General features: G+C 60.0%; 22 protein-coding genes and 1 pseudogene. 12 read left to right on the top strand and 11 right to left on the bottom strand.

Going from position 1 to position 26,239, the window contains the following annotated elements:
* The first annotated feature begins 30 nt into the window (after positions 1-30).
* Genes KW568_RS12710 through KW568_RS12735 form a run of 6 tightly spaced genes read left to right on the top strand, consistent with a single transcriptional unit; the run spans position 31 to position 9,225 of the window.
* Positions 31-2,901, top strand: a complete 2,871-nt coding sequence (locus KW568_RS12710; protein ID WP_004576535.1) for an aminotransferase class III-fold pyridoxal phosphate-dependent enzyme — start codon at positions 31-33, stop codon at positions 2,899-2,901.
* Between the two features lie 9 nt (positions 2,902-2,910).
* Positions 2,911-3,648 carry a 3-oxoacyl-ACP reductase family protein gene (locus KW568_RS12715; protein ID WP_003253959.1) on the top strand — a complete coding sequence of 246 codons (738 nt, stop codon included), beginning with the start codon at positions 2,911-2,913 and terminating at the stop codon, positions 3,646-3,648.
* Positions 3,645-4,409 (top strand): SDR family NAD(P)-dependent oxidoreductase, encoded by a 765-nt coding sequence (locus KW568_RS12720; protein WP_004576536.1) that lies wholly within the window; start codon positions 3,645-3,647, stop codon positions 4,407-4,409. The genes KW568_RS12715 and KW568_RS12720 overlap by 4 nt, the downstream gene beginning before the upstream one ends.
* A gap of 2 nt (positions 4,410-4,411) precedes the next feature.
* Entirely contained in the window at positions 4,412-5,695 is a 1,284-nt protein-coding gene (locus KW568_RS12725; RefSeq protein ID WP_033726737.1) for a DUF1302 family protein, read from the top strand.
* Between the two features lie 50 nt (positions 5,696-5,745).
* Entirely contained in the window at positions 5,746-6,582 is an 837-nt protein-coding gene (locus KW568_RS12730; protein ID WP_003253956.1) for an outer membrane lipoprotein-sorting protein, read from the top strand.
* A 33-nt stretch (positions 6,583-6,615) separates the two neighbouring features.
* The gene (locus tag KW568_RS12735) at positions 6,616-9,225 is read left to right on the top strand and encodes an RND family transporter (RefSeq protein WP_004576538.1); all 2,610 of its coding nucleotides are present in this window, start codon (positions 6,616-6,618) and stop codon (positions 9,223-9,225) included.
* Between the two features lie 69 nt (positions 9,226-9,294).
* Here KW568_RS12735 and KW568_RS12740 read toward each other — a convergent pair whose 3' ends face one another.
* Both KW568_RS12740 and KW568_RS12745 read right to left on the bottom strand, forming a co-directional pair.
* Positions 9,295-9,678 (bottom strand): MerR family transcriptional regulator, encoded by a 384-nt coding sequence (locus tag KW568_RS12740; protein WP_232876960.1) that lies wholly within the window; start codon positions 9,676-9,678, stop codon positions 9,295-9,297.
* A 166-nt stretch (positions 9,679-9,844) separates the two neighbouring features.
* Positions 9,845-10,423, bottom strand: coding sequence for an NAD(P)H-dependent oxidoreductase (locus tag KW568_RS12745; protein ID WP_003253953.1), 579 nt, complete (start codon positions 10,421-10,423; stop codon positions 9,845-9,847).
* Between the two features lie 993 nt (positions 10,424-11,416).
* Here KW568_RS12745 and dapB point away from each other — a divergent pair.
* Positions 11,417-12,190 (top strand): 4-hydroxy-tetrahydrodipicolinate reductase, encoded by a 774-nt coding sequence (gene dapB / locus KW568_RS12750; RefSeq protein ID WP_232435453.1) that lies wholly within the window; start codon positions 11,417-11,419, stop codon positions 12,188-12,190.
* Positions 12,191-12,208: 18 nt separating this feature from the next.
* Here the strand turns inward: dapB and KW568_RS12755 are convergent, their stop codons facing one another.
* The 9 genes and pseudogenes from KW568_RS12755 to KW568_RS12795 all read right to left on the bottom strand — a co-directional run bounded on the left by KW568_RS12755 (position 12,209) and on the right by KW568_RS12795 (position 21,854).
* On the bottom strand, positions 12,209-12,718 hold the full coding sequence (locus KW568_RS12755) for a hypothetical protein (RefSeq protein ID WP_198290795.1): 510 nt from the start codon (positions 12,716-12,718) through the stop codon (positions 12,209-12,211).
* A 102-nt stretch (positions 12,719-12,820) separates the two neighbouring features.
* Positions 12,821-13,051: pseudogene (locus tag KW568_RS12760) on the bottom strand (type II toxin-antitoxin system YhaV family toxin); the annotation flags it as partial.
* Complete coding sequence (locus KW568_RS12765; protein WP_004576543.1) at positions 13,051-13,368, bottom strand: type II toxin-antitoxin system PrlF family antitoxin; 318 nt, start codon at positions 13,366-13,368, stop codon at positions 13,051-13,053. The pseudogene KW568_RS12760 and the gene KW568_RS12765, both read right to left, overlap by 1 nt.
* Before the next feature lie 118 nt (positions 13,369-13,486).
* Positions 13,487-13,609, bottom strand: a complete 123-nt coding sequence (locus KW568_RS12770; RefSeq protein WP_254913449.1) for a hypothetical protein — start codon at positions 13,607-13,609, stop codon at positions 13,487-13,489.
* Between the two features lie 50 nt (positions 13,610-13,659).
* Entirely contained in the window at positions 13,660-14,253 is a 594-nt protein-coding gene (hxsA, locus tag KW568_RS12775) for a His-Xaa-Ser repeat protein HxsA (protein ID WP_004576544.1), read from the bottom strand.
* Complete coding sequence (gene hxsC, locus KW568_RS12780) at positions 14,250-15,485, bottom strand: His-Xaa-Ser system radical SAM maturase HxsC (RefSeq protein WP_004576545.1); 1,236 nt, start codon at positions 15,483-15,485, stop codon at positions 14,250-14,252. Before hxsC ends, hxsA begins: the two co-directional genes overlap by 4 nt.
* Complete coding sequence (gene hxsB, locus KW568_RS12785) at positions 15,485-16,972, bottom strand: His-Xaa-Ser system radical SAM maturase HxsB (RefSeq protein ID WP_004576546.1); 1,488 nt, start codon at positions 16,970-16,972, stop codon at positions 15,485-15,487. The genes hxsC and hxsB overlap by 1 nt, the downstream gene beginning before the upstream one ends.
* Positions 16,969-17,268: a His-Xaa-Ser system protein HxsD gene (gene hxsD / locus KW568_RS12790; RefSeq protein WP_004576547.1), complete on the bottom strand. Its 300-nt coding sequence runs from the start codon at positions 17,266-17,268 to the stop codon at positions 16,969-16,971. The genes hxsB and hxsD overlap by 4 nt, the downstream gene beginning before the upstream one ends.
* A gap of 470 nt (positions 17,269-17,738) precedes the next feature.
* The gene (locus tag KW568_RS12795) at positions 17,739-21,854 is read right to left on the bottom strand and encodes a CheR family methyltransferase (RefSeq protein ID WP_012272640.1); all 4,116 of its coding nucleotides are present in this window, start codon (positions 21,852-21,854) and stop codon (positions 17,739-17,741) included.
* Between the two features lie 253 nt (positions 21,855-22,107).
* Between KW568_RS12795 and KW568_RS12800 the strand changes: the two genes are divergently transcribed.
* The 5 genes from KW568_RS12800 (at position 22,108) to KW568_RS12820 (ending at position 26,117) form a co-directional block, all read left to right on the top strand.
* Positions 22,108-22,293 carry a hypothetical protein gene (locus KW568_RS12800; protein WP_041166514.1) on the top strand — a complete coding sequence of 62 codons (186 nt, stop codon included), beginning with the start codon at positions 22,108-22,110 and terminating at the stop codon, positions 22,291-22,293.
* A 14-nt stretch (positions 22,294-22,307) separates the two neighbouring features.
* Positions 22,308-23,633 (top strand): iron-containing redox enzyme family protein, encoded by a 1,326-nt coding sequence (locus KW568_RS12805; RefSeq protein WP_012272639.1) that lies wholly within the window; start codon positions 22,308-22,310, stop codon positions 23,631-23,633.
* The gene (locus KW568_RS12810; RefSeq protein ID WP_012272638.1) at positions 23,633-24,586 is read left to right on the top strand and encodes a class I SAM-dependent methyltransferase; all 954 of its coding nucleotides are present in this window, start codon (positions 23,633-23,635) and stop codon (positions 24,584-24,586) included. The genes KW568_RS12805 and KW568_RS12810 overlap by 1 nt, the downstream gene beginning before the upstream one ends.
* A 7-nt stretch (positions 24,587-24,593) precedes the next feature.
* Complete coding sequence (locus tag KW568_RS12815) at positions 24,594-25,700, top strand: carboxylate-amine ligase (RefSeq protein ID WP_041166513.1); 1,107 nt, start codon at positions 24,594-24,596, stop codon at positions 25,698-25,700.
* Between the two features lie 186 nt (positions 25,701-25,886).
* Complete coding sequence (locus KW568_RS12820; RefSeq protein WP_012272636.1) at positions 25,887-26,117, top strand: metallothionein; 231 nt, start codon at positions 25,887-25,889, stop codon at positions 26,115-26,117.
* Positions 26,118-26,239: the final 122 nt, after the last annotated feature.

Genomic DNA, 26,239 nt, shown 5'->3' on the forward strand with positions numbered 1-26,239 from the left:
TCTTTTTTACTTTCAAGGGATATGACTGTCATGGATTATCGCGATTTCGTTCGGCCCAAATTCGTCGGCCTGCTCCAGGCACTGGGCCTGGAGTGTCAATTTGAGCGCGCCCTCGGTAGCCAGTTGTTCTACCGCAACCCCAAGGGCGACATGGTCGCGGTCACCGACTTTCTCGGCGGTTACGGTGCGGCACTGTTCGGCCACAACGACCCACAGTTTGTCGATCAGCTATGTGCGCTGCTGCGCAGCGACGTGCCGTTCAACGCACAAATGTCGATCCGCGGTGCGGCCGGGCAATTGGGGCGAGCGCTCAGCGACGCCTTCAATCGCGAACTGAAGAACACCGAACGTTATGTTTCGACTTTCTCCAACAGTGGCGCGGAGGCGGTGGAAATCGCCGTCAAGCACGCGGAGTTCCGTCGCCAGAAGAGCCTGCAAAAGCAGTTCGACGACATCGATTTCACCCTGGCCAGCCTGACCGCCAGCGAACACGCTTACCGCGAACTGGAGGTGGCCGACCTCGACCTGCCTGCAGGTGTCCTGCCGACCACCCTGAACAGCGTGACCTTGCGTCAGGTGGTTGAAGCCGTTCGCCAACACAACCTGGCGCAGTTGCACATCGAACCGGTATTCGTCGCCCTGCGCGGCAGCTTCCACGGCAAATTGGTCAATACCGTGCAACTGACCTATGGCCGTCAGTACCGCGCGCCGTTTGCCCGTTTTGGTCTGAACGTCGAGTTCATCGACCCACAGCAGCCCCATCAGTTGCAGGCATTGCCGGCCCGGCACACGCACCATTGGTTGAGCCTGCAATGGGACGGCGAACACCTGCACGTGCTGCAACTGCCGTTCAGTGCGATTACCGCCGTGTTGATGGAACCGATTCAGGGCGAAGGCGGTATCAACGAGTTCGCGGCCGAGTTCTACCTGGGGCTGCGCAAGCTGTGTAACGAGCAACAATGCCCGCTGGTGGTCGATGAAGTGCAGTCGGGCTTTGGTCGCGCCGGGACGTTTCTTGCCAGCAGCCAGTTCAACCTGCAAGGCGACTATTACTGCCTGTCCAAGGCCCTCGGCGGCGGCTTGATGAAAATCGCCGCGACGGTGATCCGCAGCAGCCACTACGAAGGCGAGTTCAGCTACATCCACAGCTCGACCTTCGCCGAGGACGATCCGTCCTGCCATATCGCGCTGTCGGCATTGCGCCGGTTGTTCGCCAATGACGACGCGATGCTCAAAGACATACGCACCAAGGGCGCCTACCTCAAAGCCTCGCTCAATGAGCTGAAGATGGCCTATCCGGATGTGATCGCCGATGTGCGCGGGCGTGGCTTGCTGGTGGGGCTGGAATTGCACGACTTGAGTGTCAGCAGCTCGCTGGTACAGGCGTCGGCCCAGTACAACGATGCCTTGGGTTACTTGATCGCCGGTTACCTCTTGCAATTCGAAGCGTTGCGGGTAGCACCGTCGGGCAGCAACTCCAACGTGATTCGCCTGGAGCCGCCAGCCTGTATCACCCTGGGCGAAATCGACGGGCTGATCGCTGCCCTGCAACGGGTCTGCGACATGCTGCGACGTGGCGATGCGTTGCCGTTGGCGGCGGGTATCTGCGCGGACTCGATGCCCACCGTGCCAGCCCGTCAGGACGATTTTCGGGTGACCGAGCCCGTTGAAAACAGGGATGCCAAGGTCGAAGTCGTCGCTCGGGTAGCGTTCATCAACCACCTGATCGATGCCGATATCCTCGGTGACGTCGATCCCTCGCTGGCAGCCCTGAGCCCGGAACAAAAACGCACGTTCATCAATCGCACCAAGCCTGAACGCCGCGCTGTGCCAGTCGGCCCGGTGATCATTCGGTCGCGCCTCGGCATGGCGGTGGAGTTCACGTTGTACCCGCTGTGCATGGATTCGGATGCCATGGCCGAGTACATCCGCAGCGGTGACCTGGACAGCATTCGCGAAGAAGTCGGCAGGCGTGTCACCGATGCCCGCGCCGATGGCTGCAGCATCGCCGGCCTCGGGATGTACACCTCGATCGTCACCAACAATTGTCAGGCGCTGAAGATTGCCGACATGGCGCTGACGTCCGGCAACGCCCTGACCATCGGCATGGGGCTCGAAGCCATCGAGCAAGGCTGTGTACAGCAAGGTCTGGCCCTGCGCGAGCAAACCGCTGCCGTTGTCGGTGCCGCCGGTAACGTTGCGTCGACCTATGCCTCGGTGCTGTCCGCCACCGTCGATCACCTGATTCTGATTGGCAGCGGTCGTGACGGCTCGGTTCGGCGCCTGGAGAAAACCGCGCAACAGATCTACGCCGACGCGGCCCGTTCGATCCTCAAAGGCACGGCCGAACACGACCGGTTGGCGCAGCGACTGCTGACCCTTGATGGTTTTCGTGGCGTGTTGCACTCACATGGCCAAAAAGCCGACCTCGGTTTGCACATCGCCCGTCTGGTGGATGAGCGCCTTGGCGCGAACGCCTTCATCACGGTCACCAACGATCTCGACGCCATCAAGGGCGCACGGATTGTCCTGTGCGCTGCCAATGCGCCTCAGCCGTTCCTCGGTGCCGAACATTTTGCCGAGCGCAGCGTGATTTGCGATATCGCCGTGCCGCTGAACGTCCATCAAGACCTGCCGAGCCAACGCGAAGACGTGCTCTACATGCACGGCGGCATCGTCCAGACGCCGTTCGACGACGGCCTGGCGCCCAACGTGCGGGCCTATCTGAAAAAAGGTCAGCTGTATGCGTGCATGGCCGAGTCGGTGTTGATGGGCTTGTCTGGCATGAGCCAGCACGGCTCCTACGGCGATATCAGCCGTGAGCAAGTGCAGCAGGTCCGCGCACTGGCCGCGACCCACGGTTTCACCCTCGCGCAATTCAAAACTCAAAACTCACTGTAAGGAGCGGTCATGACTCAGAAAATAGCTGTCGTGACCGGCGGCAGTCGCGGCATTGGCAAGTCCATCGTGCTGGCCCTGGCCGGCGCGGGTTATCAGGTTGCCTTCAGTTATGTCCGTGACGAGGCGTCAGCCGCTGCCTTGCAGGCGCAGGTCGAAGGGCTCGGCCGGGACTGCCTGGCCGTGCAGTGTGATGTCAAGGAAGCGCCGAGCATTCAGGCGTTTTTTGAACGGGTCGAGCAACGTTTCGAGCGTATCGACTTGTTGGTCAACAACGCCGGTATTACCCGTGACGGTTTGCTCGCCACGCAATCGTTGAGCGACATCACCGAGGTCATCCAGACCAACCTGGTCGGCACGTTGTTGTGCTGTCAGCAGGTGCTGCCCTGCATGATGCGCCAACGCAGCGGGTGCATCGTCAACCTCAGTTCGGTGGCCGCGCAAAAGCCCGGCAAGGGCCAGAGCAACTACGCCGCCGCCAAAGGCGGTGTAGAAGCATTGACACGCGCACTGGCGGTGGAGTTGGCGCCGCGCAACATCCGGGTCAACGCGGTGGCGCCCGGCATCGTCAGCACCGACATGAGCCAAGCCCTGGTCGGCGCCCATGAGCAGGAAATCCAGTCGCGGCTGTTGATCAAACGGTTCGCCCGCCCTGAAGAAATTGCCGACGCGGTGCTGTATCTGGCCGAGCGCGGCCTGTACGTCACGGGCGAAGTCTTGTCCGTCAACGGCGGATTGAAAATGCCATGAGCCAGTTACGCACGATTGTGATTACCGGCGCGGCCAATGGTATTGGCCGCGCCGTCGCGGAAAGTTTTGCAGCCCAGGCCGAGCACCTTTTGATCTTGCTTGATCGGGATCTGGCAACCTTGCAGAGCTGGGTCACCGAGGGCGAATTTGCCGCTCGCATCGAAACCCATCAAGCGGACATCGCCGATCTCGCCAGCCTGCAACTTCTGTTCAAGGGCCTGGCCAACCGGGTCGGCTTTGTTGATGTGCTGGTCAACAGCGCCGGGGTCTGCGACGAGAACGAACCCGAAGACCTCGACAACTGGCACAAGGTGATTTCGATCAACCTCAACGGCACCTTTTACGTCACCTCGTTGTGCCTGCCACTGATGGCGGAGGGTGGGCGGATCGTCAACATGTCGTCGATCCTCGGCCGAGCGGGCAAGGTTCGCAACACCGCTTACTGCGCATCCAAGCACGGCATCATCGGCATGACCAAAGCCTTGGCGCTGGACCTGGCGCCACGGCGAATCACCGTCAATGCCATCCTGCCCGCCTGGATCGACACACCGATGCTGCAAGGCGAATTGGCGGCTCAAGCGCGCATCGCCGGGATCAGCCACGAGCAGATCCTGCGCAATGCCAAGAAGAAGTTGCCGCTGCGGCGCTTCATTCAGGGCGACGAAGTGGCGGCCATGGTTCGTTATCTGGCGAGCCCGCAGGCGAGTGGTGTCACGGCGCAAAGCCTGATGATCGACGGCGGTGCCGGGTTGGGAATGTAGCCATGGCTCGACTGGGATTGAACCGCGGCCTTTTGGCCGCGCTGGTCAGCCTCGGCCCGCCAGCGGCGATCGCCGAGTGGTTGCCGGAGCATCATGAAGCGGAGATCGGCGTTGCCACGGCCGTGCGTCTGCACGGTGACGACCGGGTCACGCAGAAGGCCGTGTACCTCAAGTTCAGCCTGGAGGATGCCTGGGACAGCGGCTACTACAAGGCCAAGGGCCGAGCCCGTTACGACTTCCGTTATGACGGCAACAACCCATACAGCGCGCAAGCCCGGGACGATTACCGGGCGACTGCCGATTGGCGGCACCTTTACTGGGGGCTCTACGTCGGTGACGGCGAGCTGACGGTGGGCTGGCAGCAGGTGGTGTGGGGGCGTGCAGATGAATTACGGGTGCTCGATCAGATCAACCCGCTGGATTATCGCGAGGGTGTGATCGGTCTGTTGGAAGACAGCCGCATCGCCGTGCCGATGGTTCGCCTGGTGCAGCCGGTCGCCGAGTGGGAGCTGGAAGCGCTGGTGATCACTGATTTTGTGAAGAACCAGGCGCCGGCCGTCGGCAGCGAGTTCGATGCACCGATCTTTGCCACACCCGATCCGCAGATGTTCGTGGTCGATTCGCGGCCCGGTTATGACGGTCACAGTGGCTTCGGTTACGGCGCCAGTGCCAACGGCCGGATCGGCACGGTGGATGTCAGCTTCGTTGCCCTCAACGCCCGCCAACAGGACCCGGTTTACGCCGTCGAAGGCCAGACCGAAGAGGGCCTGATTCGCCTCGAGCGGCAATTCCCGCGCTATTCCATGGGCGGCGCCGGTGTGGCCATCGATGCCGGCCACAGCATCGTGGTACGCAGTGAAGTCGCCTACTTCGACAATTGGCGCGTCACCAATCCTTACCGCGCTTACGGCAGCGACCAGACGGCGATGACCAAGTCGCTGCTGGGCGTCGATTACCTCTTGCGGGACTGGCTGATCTCGACGCAGTGGCAACATCAGCGGCTGCTCGACTGGCAGCCCGGTATGGTCCAGGACAAACGCGACGACCTGTTCACCGTGTCTGCCGAAGGCTCGCAGTTCCAGGATCGCCTCAAGACCCGTCTGGTATTCGGCATGTCGCCGCCAGCGCAGGACGACAGTTTCGTTCAGGGGATCTTCACCTACAAACCGGTGGACTGGCTCAAGTTGGGGCTCGAAGTCGATGTGTTCTTCGGCAAGCCCGACCGCCAGTTCGGTGCGTACGCCAACCGCGACCAGGTGCGCTTGTCCGCCGGTTATCTGTTCTGACCACACCGGTGCGGTGTGCGAACCACTCAAACAATGAAAAGGAAATCGCCATGTTGCCCATCTTCAAGACCCTGACTGTAAGCGCACTGCTGCTGAGCGCCGCTGCCGCCATGGCAGCTGAAACACGCACGGCCGACGACATCATTCGCCAGGCCCGGGACCGCGACGACGGCAAGAGCTTCATGTCCCAGGTGTCCCTGATCCTGATCGACAAGCAAGGTAACAGCCGCATCCGCGAGTTCAGCTACCTGCAAAAGGATTACCCGGACAGCGACAAATTCACCATGTATTTCTCCGCGCCGAGTGATGTGCGTGACGTCGCCTTCCACATCGAAAACCCGCGCGAGGCCCTGGGCCTCGAAGACAGCCAATGGATGTATTTGCCGGTCAGCCGACAGACCCGAAGGATTTCCACCACCGACAAACGCGGGGCGTTCATGGGTAGCGACTACTCCTATGCCGACCTCGACAAGATTCGCGCCGAAGACTATCGCCAAACGCTGGTTGGCGAAGAGCAGTTGCAGGGCCGCGATTGCTACGTGATCGAGCGTGAGCCGGCGACGCCTGCCGTGCTGGCCAAGACCGGCTACAACAAGCTCAAGGTCTGGGTTGACAAGAAGAACTCACTGGTGCTGCGCCAGGACTTCTTCGATGTAAAAGGTGTGATGTTCAAGCAGATGCGCACCCTGAAGACTGAAACCATCGACCAGATCGACAGCATTACCTTCAGCGAAACCGAGGACTTCATCGCCGGTACGCGCTCTCAGCTGCGCTTCAACCAGTTGCAGTACAACGTCGCGCTGGACGACCGCCTGTTCACGCAGACCGCGATCAAGCGCGGGCTGAAAGCCGGCGACTTGCCGGAATACGCCGTGTCTGCCCGCTAAGCGCCGCTCTCGATTCATCTGGAACCCTCATTCATGGAAAGATACCTGAACTTCGTCGAGCGCTATGCGCGGGCAATTGTGTTCGTGTTGGTGGCGATCACCGCCTACTTCACCTACACCCTCGGCGCGCTGATGTCGGACACCAATCCGTATCTGCTCAAGGACACTCACCCGGCGCGCAAGACGATCATTGATCTGCAGCGCGAGTTCACCGGCACGTATGACTCGGTCATGGTGGCGCTGAACAACCCCGAGAGTGTCTTCAACACCACGTCGCTGAACGCCCAGTTCGAGCTGTCCCAGGCCATACGCCAGTTGATGCTGGCGAACGATGAGGACCGTGTCGAACTGCAGCGCATCGTCGGCCTGCACAGTGGCGACCCTGATGCCCAGGGTTTACTGGTGCAGATCCTCGCCGAGGGTTTTTCGCAGAACGATTACGCTGCCGCCAAAGCGCTGCGCGACCATGGGATTGCCCGGCACTGGGACAGCCATGACCTGCAGTTTTTGAGCTTTCTTGCCGAGCGGCTCAACCCGATCCAGGAAATGGCCTCGATGGCTGACCTGGAAAACATCAGCTTGAGTGCCGATGGCGAGTTATGGATCCACAAGACCCTGCACGCCCTGGATATGGACCCGATCAAGGTCGAAGCGCAGATCATGGGCAACGAGCAGATGGTCGGTGGCGTCGTCTCGGCGGACAAGAAAGTCGCCATGGTCGTCGCCGAACTGGGCACCAAACAGGACGACGCTCAGGCCCAGTTGCGTGCTTATCACCAGGTCCGCGAGATCATCGCGAAGTACCAGGCCGCTCACCCGGAGTTCACCGATGAGGTGTTCATCGCCGGCATGCCGATCTTCATTGCGGCCCAGCAGGAAATCATCGATCACGACCTGGCGATGCTGTTCCCGATCGTGTTCCTGCTGGTGACCTCTCTGCTGGTTTTCTTCTTTCGCAAACCACTGGGCGTGGTGCTGCCGCTGTTCAATATCCTGTTCTGCACCATCTGGACCCTTGGCCTGATGGCGCTGCTGCGGGTGCCGATGGACTTGCTCACCAGTGTCTTGCCGGTGTTCCTGTTCACCATCTGTTGTGCCGACGCGATCCATGTCATGGCCGAGTATTACGAACAGCTCAATTCGGGTAAGTCTTTCCGCGAAGCCAACCGGGAAACCCAGCGCCTGATGGTCACGCCGGTAGTGTTGACAACGGTCACGACTATTGCCACGTTCCTGATTTCCACCACCAACAACATTGTCAGCATCCGCAACTTTGGCGTATTCATGTCCATCGGCCTGACGGCGGCGCTGATCATCTCGTTGCTACTGATTCCGGCGTGGATTTCGATCTGGGGCAAAGATGCCGTCCCGCGCAAAGTGCAACTGAAAGCGTCGCTGATCTCCCACTATCTGGTGGTGTTCTGTGCCTGGCTGATTCGCTGGCGCAAGCCGGTATTGCTGGTGACCCTGCCGTTGTTGGCGATGATGACGGTGTTCACGTTCAAGGTGGATATCGAAGACTCGGGCATTGCCTACTTCAAGAAGGACAGCCCGGTGCGGATGTCCGACGCGTTCATCAACCGGGCTGGAGTCGCCGGTACATCGCCAGGCTGGATCGCTTTCGACACCAAGACTCCGCGTGGCGCGCTGACCACTGAAACCGTGCAGTTCCTCGACCGTCTGGACCAGTTCATCAAGGCCCAGCCGAACGTGAGTTACACCTATTCGGTGGCGACCTACATCAAGCGCATGAACCTCGTGCTCAACGACATGAACCCTGCGTTCCTGCGGGTGCCGCAGGCGGTGGAGCAGGTGACGGTGGTCGATGATGACGGGAAACCGGAGACCTTCGATGTCGATGGCAACTCGCTCATCGAACAACACATCATGATGTTCGAGAACGGTGGCGGCACTGACTTGCAGAACGTGCTCAATGCCGATTACTCGAAGGCGGTAACGCTGTTCACCATGACCTCCTCTGTGGCGGGCGATTACCAGGCGATGCTCGATAAACTGGACGCCTGGCTGGTCATCAACAAACCGGCCAACCTGCAGGTCACCCATGCCGGTACGCCGTACATATGGACCGGGGTGTTGCAGGAAATCACCCAGGGTCAGGTGCTGAGCTTCTCGCTGGCGTTGCTGGCCGTGACCTTGATGATGATGTTCTGGCTCAAGTCAGTACGCCTGGGCATCCTCGGCATGCTGACGTTGCTGACCACGTCGGTGACGGTGTACGGCAGCATGTACCTGTTGGATATCGAGTTGAACATCGGTACCACACTGGTGACGTTCCTGGTGGTGGGCGTCGTGGATTACGCCGTTCACCTGCTGTCACGGATCAAGATGCTGGTGCAGAAGGGCATCGAGATCGACGAGGCCATCCTGGCGGCCATGCAGGGCGTCGGGCGCTCGACGGTGGTCAACGTCGTGATCTTCTCGATGGGCTTTGTCGCGCTGCTGTTCTCCGCCTACAAACCCGTCATTGACCTGGGTGTATTGGTCATACTGGCGCTGTCATCCAGCGGCTTCATGACCATTTTGTTGGTCACGCTGATTTCGCCGTGGTTCTTTGCCTCGATTGTGCCGCAGCCAGCCGTGCAAGAGGGCGAGCAGCCGGGGGGTGGGGCTGTGCCAGGCTAAATCGCCGGGGCGCCTGCGTGCTGAAAACGGCACGGGGCGCCATGGCCGGTCAGGGGCGGCGGAGCGGATTCAGCGGGCCTTTTCCAGGTGTTCGAACTGGCATTGCATCTGAGCATCTTTGAGGCTCAGCTCAAACTCAACCAAGCCGTCATGCACTTGCTGCAAGGCCTGGATCTGCCCCATCAATTCCTGCTTTTTGTTATCGATGGCCTGCATGGCCAGATCCCAGGGCAGCTCCTGGCCGCGATGATCCTGCAGAATGGCCTGCATTTCCTTGAGCTTGAAGTCGAGTTGCTGAGCGCATTTGATGAAGGTCAGCAGCTCTACGCTTTGCTGGCTGTAGATGCGGTACTTGCCTTCGCGTTGCGGGGGTGGCAACAGGCCGATTTCTTCGTAATGTCGAATGCTTTTGACGGTGGTGCCCGACAGCTGGGCAGCTTTGCCGATGTACATGAAAATCCCTTTTTATGACGCATCAGAAGCGAAAAGATGTCGCGTGCTCATACAGGCGCGCGACATCTTTGCACAAGCGTCAGGGTGTGGGAAGCCAAGTTGGACAAGGTGTCACAGCAGGGAGGCCCGGCTGGGCAGCGAAGGGGCACGGCCCGACCGGGGCCGATCAGCGGCTGGCGACTGCCTGGACTTGTTTGAGCCAGGCTTCACGCTGTTCCGGCTTGGAGCCCAATACCGGACCGAAGGTCAGGGTTTTCAGGGGTTTTATGCCACAGAACTCCAGGGTGGTCTTGCGCATCTGGTGCAGGCCCGGCATGCGATACACCCACCGGTAGTACCACGGCGGCGTGTCCATGGTCACCAAAAGGTGAGCCGTGCGGCCCTTGAGCAGCTTATCCGGGAAGGGCGAGCCCTTGCGGTACTTGAAGGCAAAGCCGGGCAGAAACACGCGGTCGAAGAACCCCTTGAGCAACGCCGGAATGCCGCCCCACCAGATCGGGTACACCAATGTCAGGTGTTCGGCCCAGGTAATGTCGTTCTGTGCGTTGATCAAATCGGGCTCAAGCAACTGGATCTGGTTATAGCCATCGTGCAAGACCGGATCGAAATCCAGGGTGTCCAGGCGCAGCAGGCGCACCTCATGGCCTGCTTGCGTGGCAGCCTCGACATACCGTTCGGACACAGCGCCGCAAAAGCTGTCGTTCGAAGGGTGGCCGAGGATTACGAGCATGCGTTTGCGCTTCATGACAAACTCCAGGTAATGAAGTGCCAAGGGTAAAGTCTGCCCCTTACGGTAGAGTCAAGCCTTGCCGGTTAGCGGTAGAGACAAACAGTCCAGCAGCGCTCGGCTGGAGCCCGGTAAACCGTCTAATGAGCGGGCGCAGAAACGCAATGTGCGTTGAGCCAGTACTCGCACCTGCAAGCGCCAACCGGATTGAAGGGCTTGCGCCTCCAGATAGACGGCGAGGGCACTGTTGGCGTTGAGGGCGACATAAGCGTGGCTGAGGGTGTCGTTGAACGTCAGGGGGGGGGGCGAGCCCTGTCAAGGCATTATCGACCGGCATCACCAACATTAACGGGTCGCGATCGCGCAGGGGGCATGCCGACCTACAGCCAAAGCGTCTATGAAGCCTTACCGGCGCGAGATGAGCCGGCCGCACAGGTTTCGGTGAGGGTGTGCTTTTAGAGGTCTCGTACCTTATACCGGTCGTGCAGACCGTTTTTTTGGTTCTTCACGGATTGCCGGGCAAGTAATTCAAGGCCAGATTTGAGGCCAGAATGGGATAGACCCCAGTTCGGTTTTTCGATGGAGCGGGATCGTGGACGAGATGAGCATTTGGCTTCTGGCAGGTTCAGGAGGTCACCATGGCTCTTTCGGAAACAGCGATGGGCTTACTCGAACCGCTGTCTATACAGGAGGTCGAGTGCGTGCGGCTGTTGCTGGATCAGGTGGGCCCGGCTCAATGGCATTCATAGCGTGAAAGCGCCTGCCAGGCGTTTGCGCACAACCCTCTACGTTGTCACCGCTCGATCTTGCCGCGTGAACAGTGTTTTCAAAGTTATAGCCGGCACTGGCAACCGTGGAACAGATTCTCGATATCAACGTGGTCGGCAGCTTTCAATTCGCGGAGTTATCGCGGTTGCCATAAGCATGACGGCGGCCGCTTTTTTTAAAGGAGACGTTTTGATACCTATGGATAGACCAATAAGACTGGTGGTTTTGGGCGCGTCGGGGCGCATGGGTCAGAGACTGGTGCGAAGCTTGCTTCATGCCCAGGGTGCGTGCCTGCATGCTGCGGTGGTACGGCCTGGTTCCAGCTTGGTTGGCAAGGACTGCGCTGAAGTGGTGGGGAGTGGCCCGACTGGGGTGCATTTCACTGACGATATGTTGCGATCGCTCGACGGGGCTGATGGCGTGCTTGATTTCACCCAGCCCGAAGTCACGTTGCAATGCTTGGAGTACACCTCGGCCCGAGGGTTGGTTCACATTATTGGTACGACTGGTTTCAACCCCGAGCAGGAAGCGGCGATTGCTGGCAGCCAAGGGGCGCGCATTGTCAAGTCTGGCAACATGAGCGTAGGGGTGCAGTTGCTCAGTGTCCTCGCTGAAATTGCCGGTCGAGTGCTACCTGCGGAGGATTGGGATGCTGAGGTGCTGGAAATGCATCACCGTCATAAGGTAGATGCACCGTCCGGCACGGCGTTGATGATGGGGGAAGCGGTCGCCAAGGGCCGGCAGGTGGACCTAGGCAGCCAGGCGGTGCGCGTGCGGGATGGGCTGACCGGCCCCCGTGAAGTGGGCACCATTGGTTTCGCCACCCTTCGGGGGGGCTCAGTGGTGGGGGATCACTCACTCATCTTTGCGGGCGAAGGAGAAGTATTTACCCTTAGCCACCAGGCACTAGATCGGCAGGTATTCACCCGAGGGGCGCTGCGGGCGGCACGCTGGGCTTGGCATCAGCCTGCCGGGGTATATTCCATGCAGGCGGTGCTTGGCTTGGCAGTGAGTTGAGCGTGAGTGCGATGCGGGCTAGTGGTGCTCTAGTCGCAAGGATTGGTCCAGCGCTTGCAAGAGTGTCTGGTCGATCTCGTCCAGATCCTTGCAGATGAACCGCACACCCGATGCCTGCATCTGCTGTTTCTGGTACAGGGTTGCGGGTTTGCCGATAAAGCCACAACCGAGCGTTTTGCTCACTTGGGCGACCCGGTTCAGGTCATCGATGAACACCAGCTCGCCGGCACTGGTAGCTGTTTGACGGTGGATTTCAGCCATGCCCGGGCGTGCGTGGCCCATGTCGATGTAAGGCAGGTCGGCATCGAAGTACTCACTTACCGACGCCAGGTAGCGGTCGAAGATCGCTGCCTTGGTGCTTCCCCCATATGCGGTGATACGAGCGCCTGTTTCTTTGAGCCGGGTGAGCAAGGCAACGGCTCCCGGTGCCAGCTGTACAGGGTGGCGTGCGGCGTACTGGGCTTGTTCTGCGAGGAAGGCATCTATGGTTTCCATGGCTGTCCAGGGCAGGTTGCAGGCCAGCGCCATGATGTGCCCCCCGGCCATATGCGGCGAGCCTAGTATCTGGCGTTCTAGATCGGCCGCGCGAAAGAACAGCCGAAAGCACCTGCCGATTGTTGCCCGCCGTCAATGTCGGTAGGCGGTGCCCCGCGTGTTGCCTTGGCGGAACTCATCACTGCCCGGGTCGGCAGGCACAGCCTCCATGATCAGATGGCTCAATGCCCAAAACAGCTTGACGTTGGCGTTGCTTTCAAAACCTTGCAGGTCGTTCTGCCCGGCCCGGGCGGCGGCTTCTTGCAATTTGCGTAGCTGTAAAGTCACACCTTCATGGAACAAGAGTGTCCAGCCATGTCGCAGCATCAGATCGCGACCTCACTGTCGATATCTTCGTCCAGATTTACAGCGTGGCCCGCATTGGCGAGCATGGTTTGCGCCAGGTCTTCCGGCAGGGGGGTGAGGTTGCGCCCGCTTCGGATATCAGCCTCCAGCAAACCCAGGAATGCACCGATGGCAGGGTCCTCATGGATGGATTCTACGCGGCTGACCACGACTTCCCCGGCGCGTACGTCGAATGCGATCTTGCCACCCGTGTCGAGGCCTAAAAGCTGGCGAACGGACTTGGGCACTGTGACCTGCCCCTTCGAGGTCAACGTGGCGATTTCGTGGATGGCAGGCATGAGCGTTCCCCCCGGATGTATTGATTGAATGGTAAGGAATAATCCTTACGTGGTCAGGCTTGGTTTTCTGCTGATCAAGCATAGGCGGGGAGGACGCTCAATAGCGCCGCAGGATGAGTTACATCACTTCCAGGGACACGATCCGGAAACGGGCGCTACGCGACGGTGTTTGCAGTTCCTTGCCTTGCAGGCGGCTGATCAATGCCCAGAGAGTGTTGTCGACTTGAATGATGTGATGCATTGGATAATTCCTTCGTTGCTGAATGGACGCTAGCTTTAGCCTGAAACGACTTATGGAATCTTGATACCCAACGCATTCAGCGATGGCGTATCCATCCGGCCATTCACGGTCAGCCCACTGTCCATCTGAAAGGCCATCAACGCACCACGTGTCGCCTTGCCCATCACCCCATCAATGGTGCCTTGGTAATACTGGCGCACCATCAGCGCGGTCTGCACACGGGTGACCAGGTTGCTTTTCTGCTCGTTCGTCGCGCGGCCCTTTGAAGTGCTCGAGCTTGTACCGCTGGTAGTGCCAGACGACTGGTAGAGGCTGTTGCTGCTTGAGGTCGGCGCACTGTAGCTTCGGGTACTGGTAGCGGGTGGGCTGTAGTAGCGAGGTGCGCTATAGCCACCTGAGCCGCTGTAGTGAGAGCTGTGCGAACTGTGGGATCGGTGCGAACTGTGCGAGCGATGTGCCGCATAGATGTTGACGGTGTCTGGCGCATTGAGCGTATCGGCAAATACCGGGGGCTGTAGCTTGTCGTTGGGTTGCCAATTTGCATCGGCGAGCGACAGATGGCCCGCCTGTGCCAGGGTGGTACCTGCCATTGGCAGCAAGCTGATCCCACTGATCAGGACTTTCCAGCGGTCGAGCAATTTCACTGTGCACTCCTTGCGTAGGCGCTAAAGGCCTCGGTCGATAATTGTTTTATGCCGCGGCTCTGCCAGCGGTTGGTGTGGGATTTGAAGAAGCCAGCGCAATGTTTGACGGCAGCGCATTGCTGGCAGGTATCGATGAACAGGTTTTTCCAGTCCGAGATGCTCTGGCGGGCGAAATGCGAGAGGTGGGCCGGGATCAGGCACAGGGGCAAGTTGTAGATCGAAACCGGCACTCCGCGGTTGAACAGGAAATACACCGTCTGGCTCAAGGTCTCTTGGTAGTCCAGCGGGTCAATCCACAGTTCTTCGTAGTTTTTCCTGGCCAGGCCGGTGCTTTCGATACCCATCAGCGCAACATGCCGCACGAAGGGCAGGTTCCTGAACACGTAGTGGGCGAGCTCTGGCAAGCGTGGCGTGGTCAGGCGATTGAGCACCACGCGTATCTCGATGATCTGGTTGGCGCGCGCCAGGTTGTAAAGACCTTGCAGGGTTTCGCTGAACGCTCCTGGAGCCTGCACCACATGGTCATGGTCTTCGGCATTGTCGGCATACAGCGGGATGCCCCAGCTCAACTGAGGGTGGTCGATGGCAGAGAGCGCTGCGATCCAGTTCGGGTCTTGGAACAGACGCCCGTTGCTGAGCACATGAATGGATTTCTGCGGCAAAACGGCTTTGCACTTGGCCAGGATTTCGAGCAGGCCGTCGCGATAAAGCGTGGGTTCTCCGCCGCTGATTCCCAGATTTTCCTCGCCCGGGTCCATCAGGTCGATCAGCCGTAGGTTCTCCTCGATGTGCCAACGGTCATCGATATCTTTGGGTGGCTGTGAGCACATCAGACAGAGGCTGTTGCAACGATCAGTCATGAACAGCAGGTTGCTGTCTGAGTCTCGTCGATAGAGCACTCGCACCATCGCGTTGCCTGGGGTGATGGCAATGACATCGCCGGGCTGCACGACGTCCGCATCTTTAGGAGTGTGCAGATGTGGCCGCGTGCTGTCGAAGTCGCCGATCAATGGCTCTGGGATCAGGAATCCACCCACTGGTAATGAGAGCAGATTCGGGCTCCGTAGCCGTTCTTCGTTTGGCAGCCAAAGCAGCAGGTCACCGAACTCAGCGCTTCCGGCACAAACAGCCAGGCCTTGTTCGATGAACTCATCCAGAGTGATGACCTTGAGCAGTTTCGGCTCATTCAGGTGATGGATTTCGAAGTGGGTATCTTTGCGCAGCATCGCCATCAGCCCCTGTAACCCGGAAACCGGACATCGTTGTAAGAGCGCCTGCTTAACCAAGACAGCAGTACCCTCTGCACGTTGTCGTCGCCATCGCAAAGCAGGCCGAAAACGTGCTTCAGCAGCCCCATGTTCTTCTTGCAGAAACTGCTGAACACTCTGTGTCCGATAGGGTCAGCTTGGCGGGCATAGTGTTCGATGGGGTCAGCACCACAGTACGGGACAAGTGCGCAGTCGGAGCAGCCCGGCAGCGCCTCTGCTACACCGCTGGCGAGCAACGCATCCATAACGGGCGACGCGAGCAATTCAGACAAAGGTTGCTGCACGGTGCCGAGCCTCAAGCCGTCTTCACCCATTTCCAGCAACATTCGGGCTTCGTCCGAGGGATAGACATAACCGTCATAGTTGTAAACCAGTGCCGCAATGCCTGCGCCAGCAGGTGAGCGAAGGTCAACATAGCCGGAGGAGAAGGGTGTCAGGATATTCTTCAGCAACAGGCTCGTATAACTCTCTGAGAGGTATACGCCCTGTTGGTTGATATGCAGCAAATAGGCCAGTGCCTTTTTGTAGAAGGCCAGGTATCGCTCAATAGGGTAATCAAGTCGATGGGCACTCTTGGTGGCAAACCCATAAGGGCTCAGAGGCCGAAGTGAGATGCTGGAGAAGCCCTGGCTTACATACTCATCGATGATCGCTTCAGGTTGTTCGAGGCTTCTTGAAGTCAGCGTGGTCAGCGCAGAAACTGCATCATGGCCAAGGCGCTCACGGACCCACTGGATGCCTTTCACAGTGCGTTCGTAGGAGTCTCGTGACGGAGTAGGGCGGTTGGCATTGTGCAAGGGCGCCGGCCCATCGAGCGAGGTCGAAAACTGGATGCGATTTTGTTCTGCGAAGTCGAGTATTTTCTCCGTTAGGTGGTGCAGCGTGGTGGTTATGACGAACTGGATATCCCGTTGCTCGACCACGTTCCGGTCAACGACCCATTCGACAATCTGGCGGACGCGCTCGAAGGCTAGAAGCGGCTCGCCACCCTGAAACTCCACAGTTAGGGCGGGAGCGTTCGATTCGAAAAGGCGATCGACCGCCGCCTGTGCATTCGCTTCCGACAGGTCGTGGCCGGCTCCTCCCAGAGGGGCACGCGACACCTGGCAGTACTGGCAGGTGTGGTTGCAACGCAATGTCACTACGAACAAGTGCAGTGCTGGGCCCTGTAAGAGGAAGTCCTTGCGGCTGCGATACTGTGCGGCCATCTCCGGGAACGGGTCGTGGCGGCCTGGTTCGTAGATGAAGTGGCGGGCCAGCAGGTCCTTGTAAAAAGGCGTACCTGTTTGAACGTCGAAGTAACTGAGGGCCCGTAATTGCGCGTCGTTCACGTGCATGTACTCACCGGTATCGGAGGTGAGCAGGATGTCACGGTCACGTCCCGTGTTCATGCGCATGAATCGAAAGGGCAGCAAGTGGTAGTGCTTGGCGTCTGTCGCAATCAGTGTCACTGCGAAACCCCACATCCAGCCAGCGCGGCTTGGGCCAGGACTTCACGCAACCCTACTGTTTCGCGGTAGATATGGTCGCGTAAGGCGAAGTCGTTCAGATGCTGGAGGATCAGCGTTTGAGCCTGCTCCGGGGAAAGCGTTAGCCTTGCTTCAGCGGGGTGGGCCGTGAGGTTTATCTGATTGGTTTCAATACCGACCTGGATCGCGACGGTGTCGGCCAGGGAATAAGCGGCGCGTCGCACCACGCTGAGCGGGTAGGCTGCGCTGTCGAGTTTCAACGTGACTGGCCATGTCATCGGAACCGCTCCTTCAAATCCGCTGGAAACGTGTGGATTTTGCAGGTTGCCGAGGCATTATGCCATCACGATTTTTTACATTTGCACATATCTTATGCAGCGTGATACCGGAGAATCAGTCAAATGTTCACCGGCTGGATGTTCATCGTTCCGCTGAAAGTCAAGGGCCGGTACCGCCACTCGCAGAAGAGTCCGGTCGGAGCTGCATCCATCAGTAGCCCGCCCGACGACGCCTAAAGACTGTCAGGATCCCCGAAGAACATTTGGATATGGCTCTATGGCAGCGTTTACAGCCTTGAAAGGAAGAAATATACCCCCAAAATTACCCGCGATACCCCCAGTAGAATGCGCGATCGAGAATGGCGATTCTTGACAGCTCTCCAAGTCAGCCCGGGCGACTTGCACCCTGCCTACCAGACAGCCCTATGCAGCAAACTTGCAGTACTCCCAGTCATACGCTTTAACCGTCCTCAGACCGACGCTGAGCCATTCAGGCGCTCGATCGCGTCAATCAGGTCGTCATAACCCACGGGCTTGTTTAAGTGACGGTCAAAACCGGACTGGCGAGACTTGTGTTGGTCAGCGCTTGCCCCATAGCCAGTCAAAGCGATGGCAGGGATGTAGCGCAGATGTTCCAGGCCACGTAGCGCCCGGATCAGTGCATGGCCATCCATGCCAGGCATGCCGATGTCGGAAATGATCACGTCGTAACGCGCATCTGCTGCCGATTGCAGCGCCAGTTTCGGGTCGCTGTAGGCGTCGACGTCGGCATCCTCCATCAACAGCAATTGTTCCATCACTTCCAGCACGTCGAGCGAGTCATCCACCAGCAGTATGCGAACCCCTGTCAGCCGACCTTCTGATGGCAGCGCTTCGCCCTGAACCTGGGGTTGCTGTGTGTACACGCACAAAGGCAATGTGATGACGAAAGTACAACCCTGGCCTACTCCGGGAGACTCTACGCTGACCGCTCCGCCGTGGGCTTCTACCAGTTGACGGACCAGGGAAAGGCCAATACCCAGCCCCTCACGCCCATGGCCGGTGGGTGTAGCCTGGTTGAACAACTCAAAAATGCCTTCCAGGGAGTCTTCGGCGAGGCCTATGCCCTGATCAATGACTTCAAGTCGTGCCTGCTCATCCTGCCGAGTAAGTCTCAACAGAATATCGCCATCGGCGGGGCTGAACTTCAGTGCGTTGTTCAACAGGTTCCAGATGATCTGCTCGACACGTGTGCTGTCGGCCTCCACCAAGACCGGCTCGCCATCGGCCGGCAGCGTCAGCCGAACACTGCGTCCGCGCTGCTCATTGCAGGCTACAGCGCAGATACCTTGCAGCACGGCACACAAATCGACGGGTTGGGTCTTCAGCTTGAGCTTGCCCGTGCGGATGCGCGCAACATCAAGCAAGTCATCAATGATGCGTGCCTGGCTGGTGACTGCTTCGCGAATGACGTTGACCGCTTTGCTCGCCATGCCGGTGCTTGTGACCGATGGTATGCGTCGCAAAATATCGGCATTGAGCTGGATCAGGTTCAGCGGGTGCTTGAGCTCATGGGACATCACCGCGAAGAACTCGTCCTTCATATGGCTGGAGCTTTGCGACTCGGCCAGACGCTTGCTTTGTTCGTCCTGCAAGCGCTTGTGGCCGGTCAGGTCACGGGCGATTTTCACGTAACCGCGCAAGCTGCTGCCCTTGAGACGCGAGACTTCGCCACTGCAATAGAAGCGGCTGCCGTCCTTGCGCACATGCCAGCGTTCGTCTTGGCCGCGGCCATGCTGGCGGGCAGCGCGCAATTCGCGTTCCGGCTCGCCGTTTTCGCGATCCTGCTCGGTGAAAATCAGCGCATAGTGAAGGCCCAGCACTTCATCCTTGGCGTAGCCGAAAATCAGCGCAGCGCCCGTGTTCCAGTCGATGATCAGGCCTTGTTCGTCAAGCAGGATGATGGCGAAATCATGGGTGCTCTCTGCGACCAGGCGCATGCGCTCTTCACCTTGGCGCAAGCGTTCCTCGGCCGCACGACTCTCGGTAATGTCGATGAACGTCAGCACCGTACCGTCGACGTTCTGCTCACTGGCCCGGTACGGTAGCAGGCGCGCGAGGTACCAATGCTGGTCCTGGCCGATCACTTCACGCTCGATCGTGGTTTCGCGTTCGATCACGGCGCGTGCATCGTCTGCCAGGCCTGGGTATTCCAGACGATGGGTGATGTCGAGCAGCGAGCGGCCGGTGTCGACCGGCAGTATGCTGAAAATGGCGGTGGCCCCGGGGGTGAACCAGCGAATGTGCAAGTTGCGGTCGACGAACACGGTGGCGATCTGGGTGGAGGCGATCAGGTTGCTCAGGTAATCGTTGACCTTGTCGGTTTCATCGACCTTGGTCTTGAGCTCGTAATTGACTGTCAGCAGTTCTTCGTTGATTGACTGAAGCTCTTCCTTGCTGGTTTCCAGCTCTTCGCTGGCCAGGCGCAGCTCCTCGTTGATCGCCTGCATTTCTTCGTTCGAGGCCATCAGCTCCTGGCTGGAGATGTCCGACTGCTCGATGGTTTCCTGCAACTGCTGACGGGTGCGCTGCAGTTCGCGCTCCAGGGTGTTCAACACCATGCCTTCGGTTTGCTGGATAGCAGGCGGGCTATGGGGATCAGCTTCGCGAACCTGAAAAACCACCAGCAGGCATTCGCTGCCACTGGGTTCGTCCTGGTGGGGCTGAACCTGTACCTGGATTTCGACGCGTTGATCGTCGATGGTGGTGATCACGGCGCCCGAGCTGACCGGCTGGCCGGTGTTATGAGCCTGCAACAAGCTACTGCGCAGGGCAGGGCGCAGCGGTGTGAGTACCAGGTTCAGCAGGCTGGGGCTGACTTCGCCACCGGCGTGGCGTAGGAATCGGCCGACGCCATCACTCATGTGCAAAATGTTGCCATCACCATCGACGATCAGGCTGGGCGGTGTGCGTCTGGACAATGCACGGTGATGGATTTCAGCATAGGACAGCTTGCGCAGGGGTTTGGGTTTGGGTTTGGCGCGTATGGCTTGCGTGTCGGGCGTATGAAGCCGCCCCGGGCGGCGCGCCGGCTCCACTTCCCGAGCCCGGAAGATGCGATGGTGCTTGTCTACGGCAATAAACAGGTCGGCAGCCACGTCCGCCGATTCCGAACTGCCCAGGAACAAATAACCCCCTTTGCGCAGGGCGAAGTGGAACAGGCGCAATATTTCCCGTTGCACTTCCCGATCCAGGTAGATGAGCAGATTACGGCAGACCACCAGGTCCAACTGTGAGAACGGAGGATCGGACAACAGGTTATGTCGGGCGAACAGGACTTTTTCGCGAATGTCCTTGCGTACCCGGTAATGCTGGTCTTCCTTGATGAAAAACTGACGCAACCTGGCCGTGGGCACATCGGTGGCGATGGCATCGGGATAGACGCCTAGCCGGCCGACATTGATCGCGCGTTCGTCGAGGTCTGTGGCGAACACTTGGACTTTGGCACTGCGCTGCTCCATTGCCAATTGTTCGGTCGCCATCATCGCCAGGCTGTAGGCTTCCTCGCCGGATGAACAACCTGCCGACCAGATGCGCACTTCGCGCTGAAGATCTTCGCTGTCGTCAATGGCAAGGCCCGGCATCACATGCTGCTGCAATGCTTCGAAGGCTTCGCGGTCCCGGAAGAAATTGGTGACCCCTATCAACATGTCAGCCAGCAATGCACGGCATTCCTCAGGATGCCGCTCAAGGTAATCGCGGTAACCGGCCAGGTCGGTCTGTGCGGTGACATGCAGGCGCCGTTCAAGTCGGCGCAGGATCGTCGCGCGCTTGTAGTGCTGGAAATCGTGGCCGGTACCGGCATGCAGGCGGGTGAGGATGTCGTCGAGCAGCGGGTCGGATTGGGCTGGGTCGCCTGAACGTTCGCCCAGAGGCGGGGGCAGGCTGTCATCCTCTATTTCCGGAAGTTTCACCTTCTGTGCCGAGCGCCACAGTTCCAACAGCTTGCCCGGGATCTCGGTTACCGGCAGGATCAGGTCGACCATGCCAGTGGCGATGGCAGCCTTGGGCATGTCGGGGTACTGGGCGTCATCGGGCGACTGCACGAGGGTCACGCCACCTTGTTCCTTGATGCGCGACAGGCCCACTGCGCCATCGCTACCGCTGCCCGAAAGGATCACGCAGAACGCATGGTCCTTGTGCACATCAGCAAGGTCGCGGAAGAACAGGTCGATGGCGACGTGGTCGCCGCGGCTGCGTCTGGCCGGACTGACCCGCAGGTAACCGTCATTGGTGGACAGGCGGTTGGCCGGCGAAATGACATAAACGTGGTCACGCTCGATCGGTACTGGCTCGCTTACCTGGCACACCGGCATGCGCGTGACGCGCTGGATCAAGCGATCGGCCTGGCTCTGGTGGTCCGGCGACAAGTGCAGCACCACGACGAACGCCATGCCGCAGTTTTCGGGGGCGTGCTGGAAAAACGCCTGCACCGCCTCCAGCCCGCCGGCCGATGCCCCGATGCCCACCACTGGAAAGTCCAGATGGCTGGGGCTGAGCGAAGGGTTGTGCGGCGAGGCGAGGGAAGTCTTGCTGGACGATTTCATGGGCACGAGCCTTGTGCGAACCGGGAGTGAGCTTAGGCAGCGATTATAGGCCCGACATCCTTCAGACGACGAGCACGGTTCAAGGTAGACAGCCCTCGCTTGCCCAAGTGCCGCTGGTTGTTAGTGGGCCTGACGCTCAGCGGTTGACCGGCGTATCGGTCACCGCTCGTCCGCTATGTCGGAATCAGAACGAATTCACGGCAACCGGTCGGACTCGTTGATGTAGGTCTTTACGAAAACGAGGGCCCATCAGATGAAAAACAGCCTGTTTGTCGTGCTGCTGTTGACTGCCAGTTTCTCGCTGCTCGGAGGTTGCTTCGACCGCGACAAGGATCACCCGGCGAAGGATGCTGACCCGAGTAAACCTTCGCTTCAGATGCAGCAACCCACCCCTTCTGCAACCAATCCTGCACCTGAGACCAAACCTCAGAATCAATGATCGAGGTACAAGGCATGGTGGCAATGACACAGGCAGGTACCGCGACCCAAAAGGCCAGCGCAGGACTGGAGCATCGCTATCGGGCGCTACTTGAGGGCCCTGAGCCGACCAGTGAGGGCTGGTTGACGGAGCAATTGCGCCATGCCCGTCTGCTTTGCGACGATCTGCCAGATGACCCGAGGCTACTCCCTCAATGGGCCGATGCCCATGCAGGTTGTGTCGCCAAAGCGCATGCGGCCTATATGGAGCACCGGCGTCAGGGCGGGGCGCGGCGCTATTTCGCCAACCGTGCCCATGCCTTGTGGTTCCTGCAGCAAGTCGCGCCGACAAAGGCCGTCGACGGCGCTTGGCTGCACGGGGCCCTGTGGCATTGGCAGGACCCGCGATTCCACGGGCTGATCCGAACCTTCCTGGAAGAGCTTGGGGACGGCGACCCACGCTGCAATCACGTGCTGATCTACCAGCGCTTGCTCAGCCGTCTGGGTTGCTCCCAAGAGCGGCCGCTTGATCCCGCTCGTTACCTCCAGGGCACGCTGCAACTGGCTCTGGGGCAGAACTGCCAGCGATTCTTGCCGGAAGTAATCGGTTACAACCTGGGTTACGAGCAACCGCCCTTGCACCTGCTGATCACCACCCATGAGCTGGCCGAGCTGGGTATCGACGCCTATTACTTCCAGCTGCATGTGACCATCGACAATGCCGCCAGCGGCCATGCGCGACGCTCTGTGGAAAGCGTCACCGAGCTAGTGCGCGATCAGGGGCCGGCGTTCTATGAGCGCGTGAGGCACGGTTACCGGCTCAATGACTTGGGGGGCGACACGCCCTCATTGATTGCTTCGTTCGACTTGCAGGCCGAGTTGCTAGGTACCTTGGAACGCAAGCGCATCTACGGGCAGTGCATGCATTCGGACCGCTGTCGCCTGCAAGGACGCACCATCAACCAGTGGCTAGCTGAGCCCGGCGCAATGCCCGGGTTTCTGGAAGCATTACAGGCCCAAGGCTGGATCAAGCGTGACAGCGATCCTAAGCAAAGCCGCTTCTGGTCGCTGATCGAGGGCCCGGTCGCGGCCATGTTCGGCGTGTTCGATGCCTATGAAAAGCAGCTTTGGCATGACTGGATCGCCGGCTCCTGGCAAGGCGCGGGAATTCGTCGGGTGCCGCCAGGGCAGTGGGAGCACGCCTTGCAACTGGACAATGATGTCTCCATCGCGTCCCAGGTATCGGACATACCGACCCTGATCGATGCAATGGCCGGCGATCGGCACGCCACCCCTCACGGCCTGCACGCCACGCGTGCGTTCATCCAGGCCACCGGTTTGATGCACGGAGGGCTTCATTGATGCTGCTCGACCAAGACCAGATTCGTGCCGATGAGGCCTTGCTGCAATTGGGGAACCGCTTGCGTGCCGACGGCTATCGTTTTACCTGCGTGACGCCGGCGACCCAAGCCAGGGTCAATGCCCGGGCCGATGCGCAGCAGGCGCGTACCTTGCGTGATGTGTTCGGCTGGAGTAGGCCGTTCGCCGCTTCACTGCTCAGCCCCGACGAACTGGAGCAACTTAGCCTCGCTGGCGTGCTGGAGGCCCAAGGGGCGCAGTGGCGCAGCAACGTGCGCTGGTCCAGCCTGGACGATCTGCTGCTGGTGCATTCCGCCTGGCCTACGAACAGCCGCGATGCCGTGTTCTTTGGCCCGGACAGCTACCGGTTCGCCCAGTTGATCCACGATCACCTCAGCAGCACGCCCGAGCGCGTGCAGCATGCCGTCGACATAGGCTGTGGCAGTGGTGTCGGGGCATTGCTGATCGCGCGCGCCGCGCAGCATGCGCAGGTCTGTGCGGTGGACATCAACCCCATGGCCTTGCGCCATACTGCCATCAATGCTGCCTTGGCCGGTGTGGCGAATGTTTCGGTAGAGCGCAGTGACCTGCTCGATGATATCGCGGGTACATTCGACCTGATCGTCGCCAACCCGCCGTACATGCTTGACGCCGGCCAGCGCGCCTACCGCCATGGCGGCGGCGCACTGGGTGCCGAGCTGTCGCTGCGCATCGTCGAGCAAGCCCGTGAGCGCCTGTCGCCCGGGGGTACGTTGCTGCTGTACACCGGTGTCGCCATCGTCGAGGGGCGCGACGCGTTGCTCGAAGCCATGCGGTTGCGCCTGGCGGGGCCTGGGGTCAGTTGGTTCTATCGCGAGCTGGACCCAGACGTATTCGGTGAGCAGTTGCTTGAACCCGGTTACGAGCGAGTCGAGCGCATTGCCGCAGTGGCCCTGACCGTCACCCGTCGTGGCTGATAGCGTCGTGGCTCGGCAGTATACGTTTGGCATCGAGGAAGAATACCTGCTGGTGAAGCTGGCCAGCGGGCAGGTCATGTCTGCTCCGTCAGCAGCAGTGGCCCGCTGTTGTCGGGATGCACTGGGCCCGTGGTTTGCCGAGGAAATGTTCCACAGCCAGATAGAGGTCGCTTCGCCCGTATTCGACGCACTAGACCAAGCGCGTGATTTCTTTGGCGAGCGGCGTCAGCGCCTGGCCCAGGCGCTGGCCGGCGAGGGCGCCGGCTTGTACGGCGCGGCGAGCCACCCAAGCGCCCAGTGGCTGCGCCAGCGCCCACGTGGCACCCCGCACTATCGCCAGTTGTTCAACGATTACCAACTGGTGGCGCGGCGCAGCCTGTTGAATGGCCTGCACGTGCACGTCGGTGTACCGGTGGGCATTGATCGCATGCGGGTGATCAATCGGGTGCTGTGCTGGCTGCCCTTGTTGTTGGCGCTCAGTACCTCGTCTGCGTATTGGGGAGGTGAGGATACCGGCTACATGAGCTATCGCCGCGCAGTGTGCGGGGAATGGCCGCACATGGGGCTGCCAGAGCCGCTGCCGGACTGGAGCGCGTACCAGCGATACCGGGCATTGCTGCAACGCACCGGCAGCCTGGCCGAGAACGGCGACTTCTGGTGGGCGATCAGGCCCTCGCGGCGGTTTCCAACGGTCGAGCTGCGTATCTGCGATGGCTGCCCGCGGCTGGAGGATGCCCTGGCTGTCGCAGGCCTGTTTCGCCACCTCGTCGAGCAGGCGCTGGCCCGCCACGATGACCCCGCCAGCCGCGAGTTGCGCTGGGTCACCCAGGAAAACTACTGGCGCGCCCAGCGTCTGGGGCGCCTGGCCACCTTCATCGGTGTCCACGGGCAACAGCCGGTCAGCGCCGAGGGCTGGTTGACGCAGCTGCAGCAGCAGTGCCCGGCTGACACCGTTGATGCCGAGCGTTCATTCATTCAGGCCCTGCACATCCTGCGCGAGGGCAGCAGTGCCGATCGCCAGCGCCAAGCCTTCGCGCTGGCCCGTGAACAGGGCCTGGATAACCGCCAGGCGTTGCGCGCAGTGGCCGGGCAGGTGATGAACGACCATCGTTAGGGCCGGTGGCAAGCCGCTGCCCTGATGGCCCGACCGGAACATCCGGGTAAACCTTCGCGGCCCTGCGCAGTCAGTTTCAGTACGGCCCCGGATACCCCAGAGGGTCAGGGACCCATCTAGCGCCACTGGCCGGTGAGCCGTGGAGTGCCGAAGTGGTGCCCGAAGAAGATGACAGGAGAGACCGTGATGAGCGAGCAACGCTGTTCCTGCAACCACTGTTCATGCACCGTGGATGCCAATGCCGTGCTCCAGGATGGCAAGGCTTATTGCTGCGAAGCGTGTGCGACGGGGCACCGCAATGGGGAGCCTTGTCGTATGAACGACTGCAAATGCGGCCAGTTGAGTCAGCCGAGGGAGAGCAGCGTCGATAATGCGTTGGATGAAACGTTCCCAGCCAGTGATCCGATTTCGCCGTGAGGCCCGTTGCTTTGAGATGTAAGACGGGGGAGGCAGGACGTCGTTGAGATCATGTGCAAGCTCACCTGTCACGCATCTGGTTCATGTCACGGTTGGCCAGTGTCTCCTGCGTCAGTGCAGGA

The organism is Pseudomonas sp. HD6515 (assembly GCF_024971855.1).
In the GTDB taxonomy this organism is placed as follows: domain Bacteria; phylum Pseudomonadota; class Gammaproteobacteria; order Pseudomonadales; family Pseudomonadaceae; genus Aquipseudomonas; species Aquipseudomonas alloputida.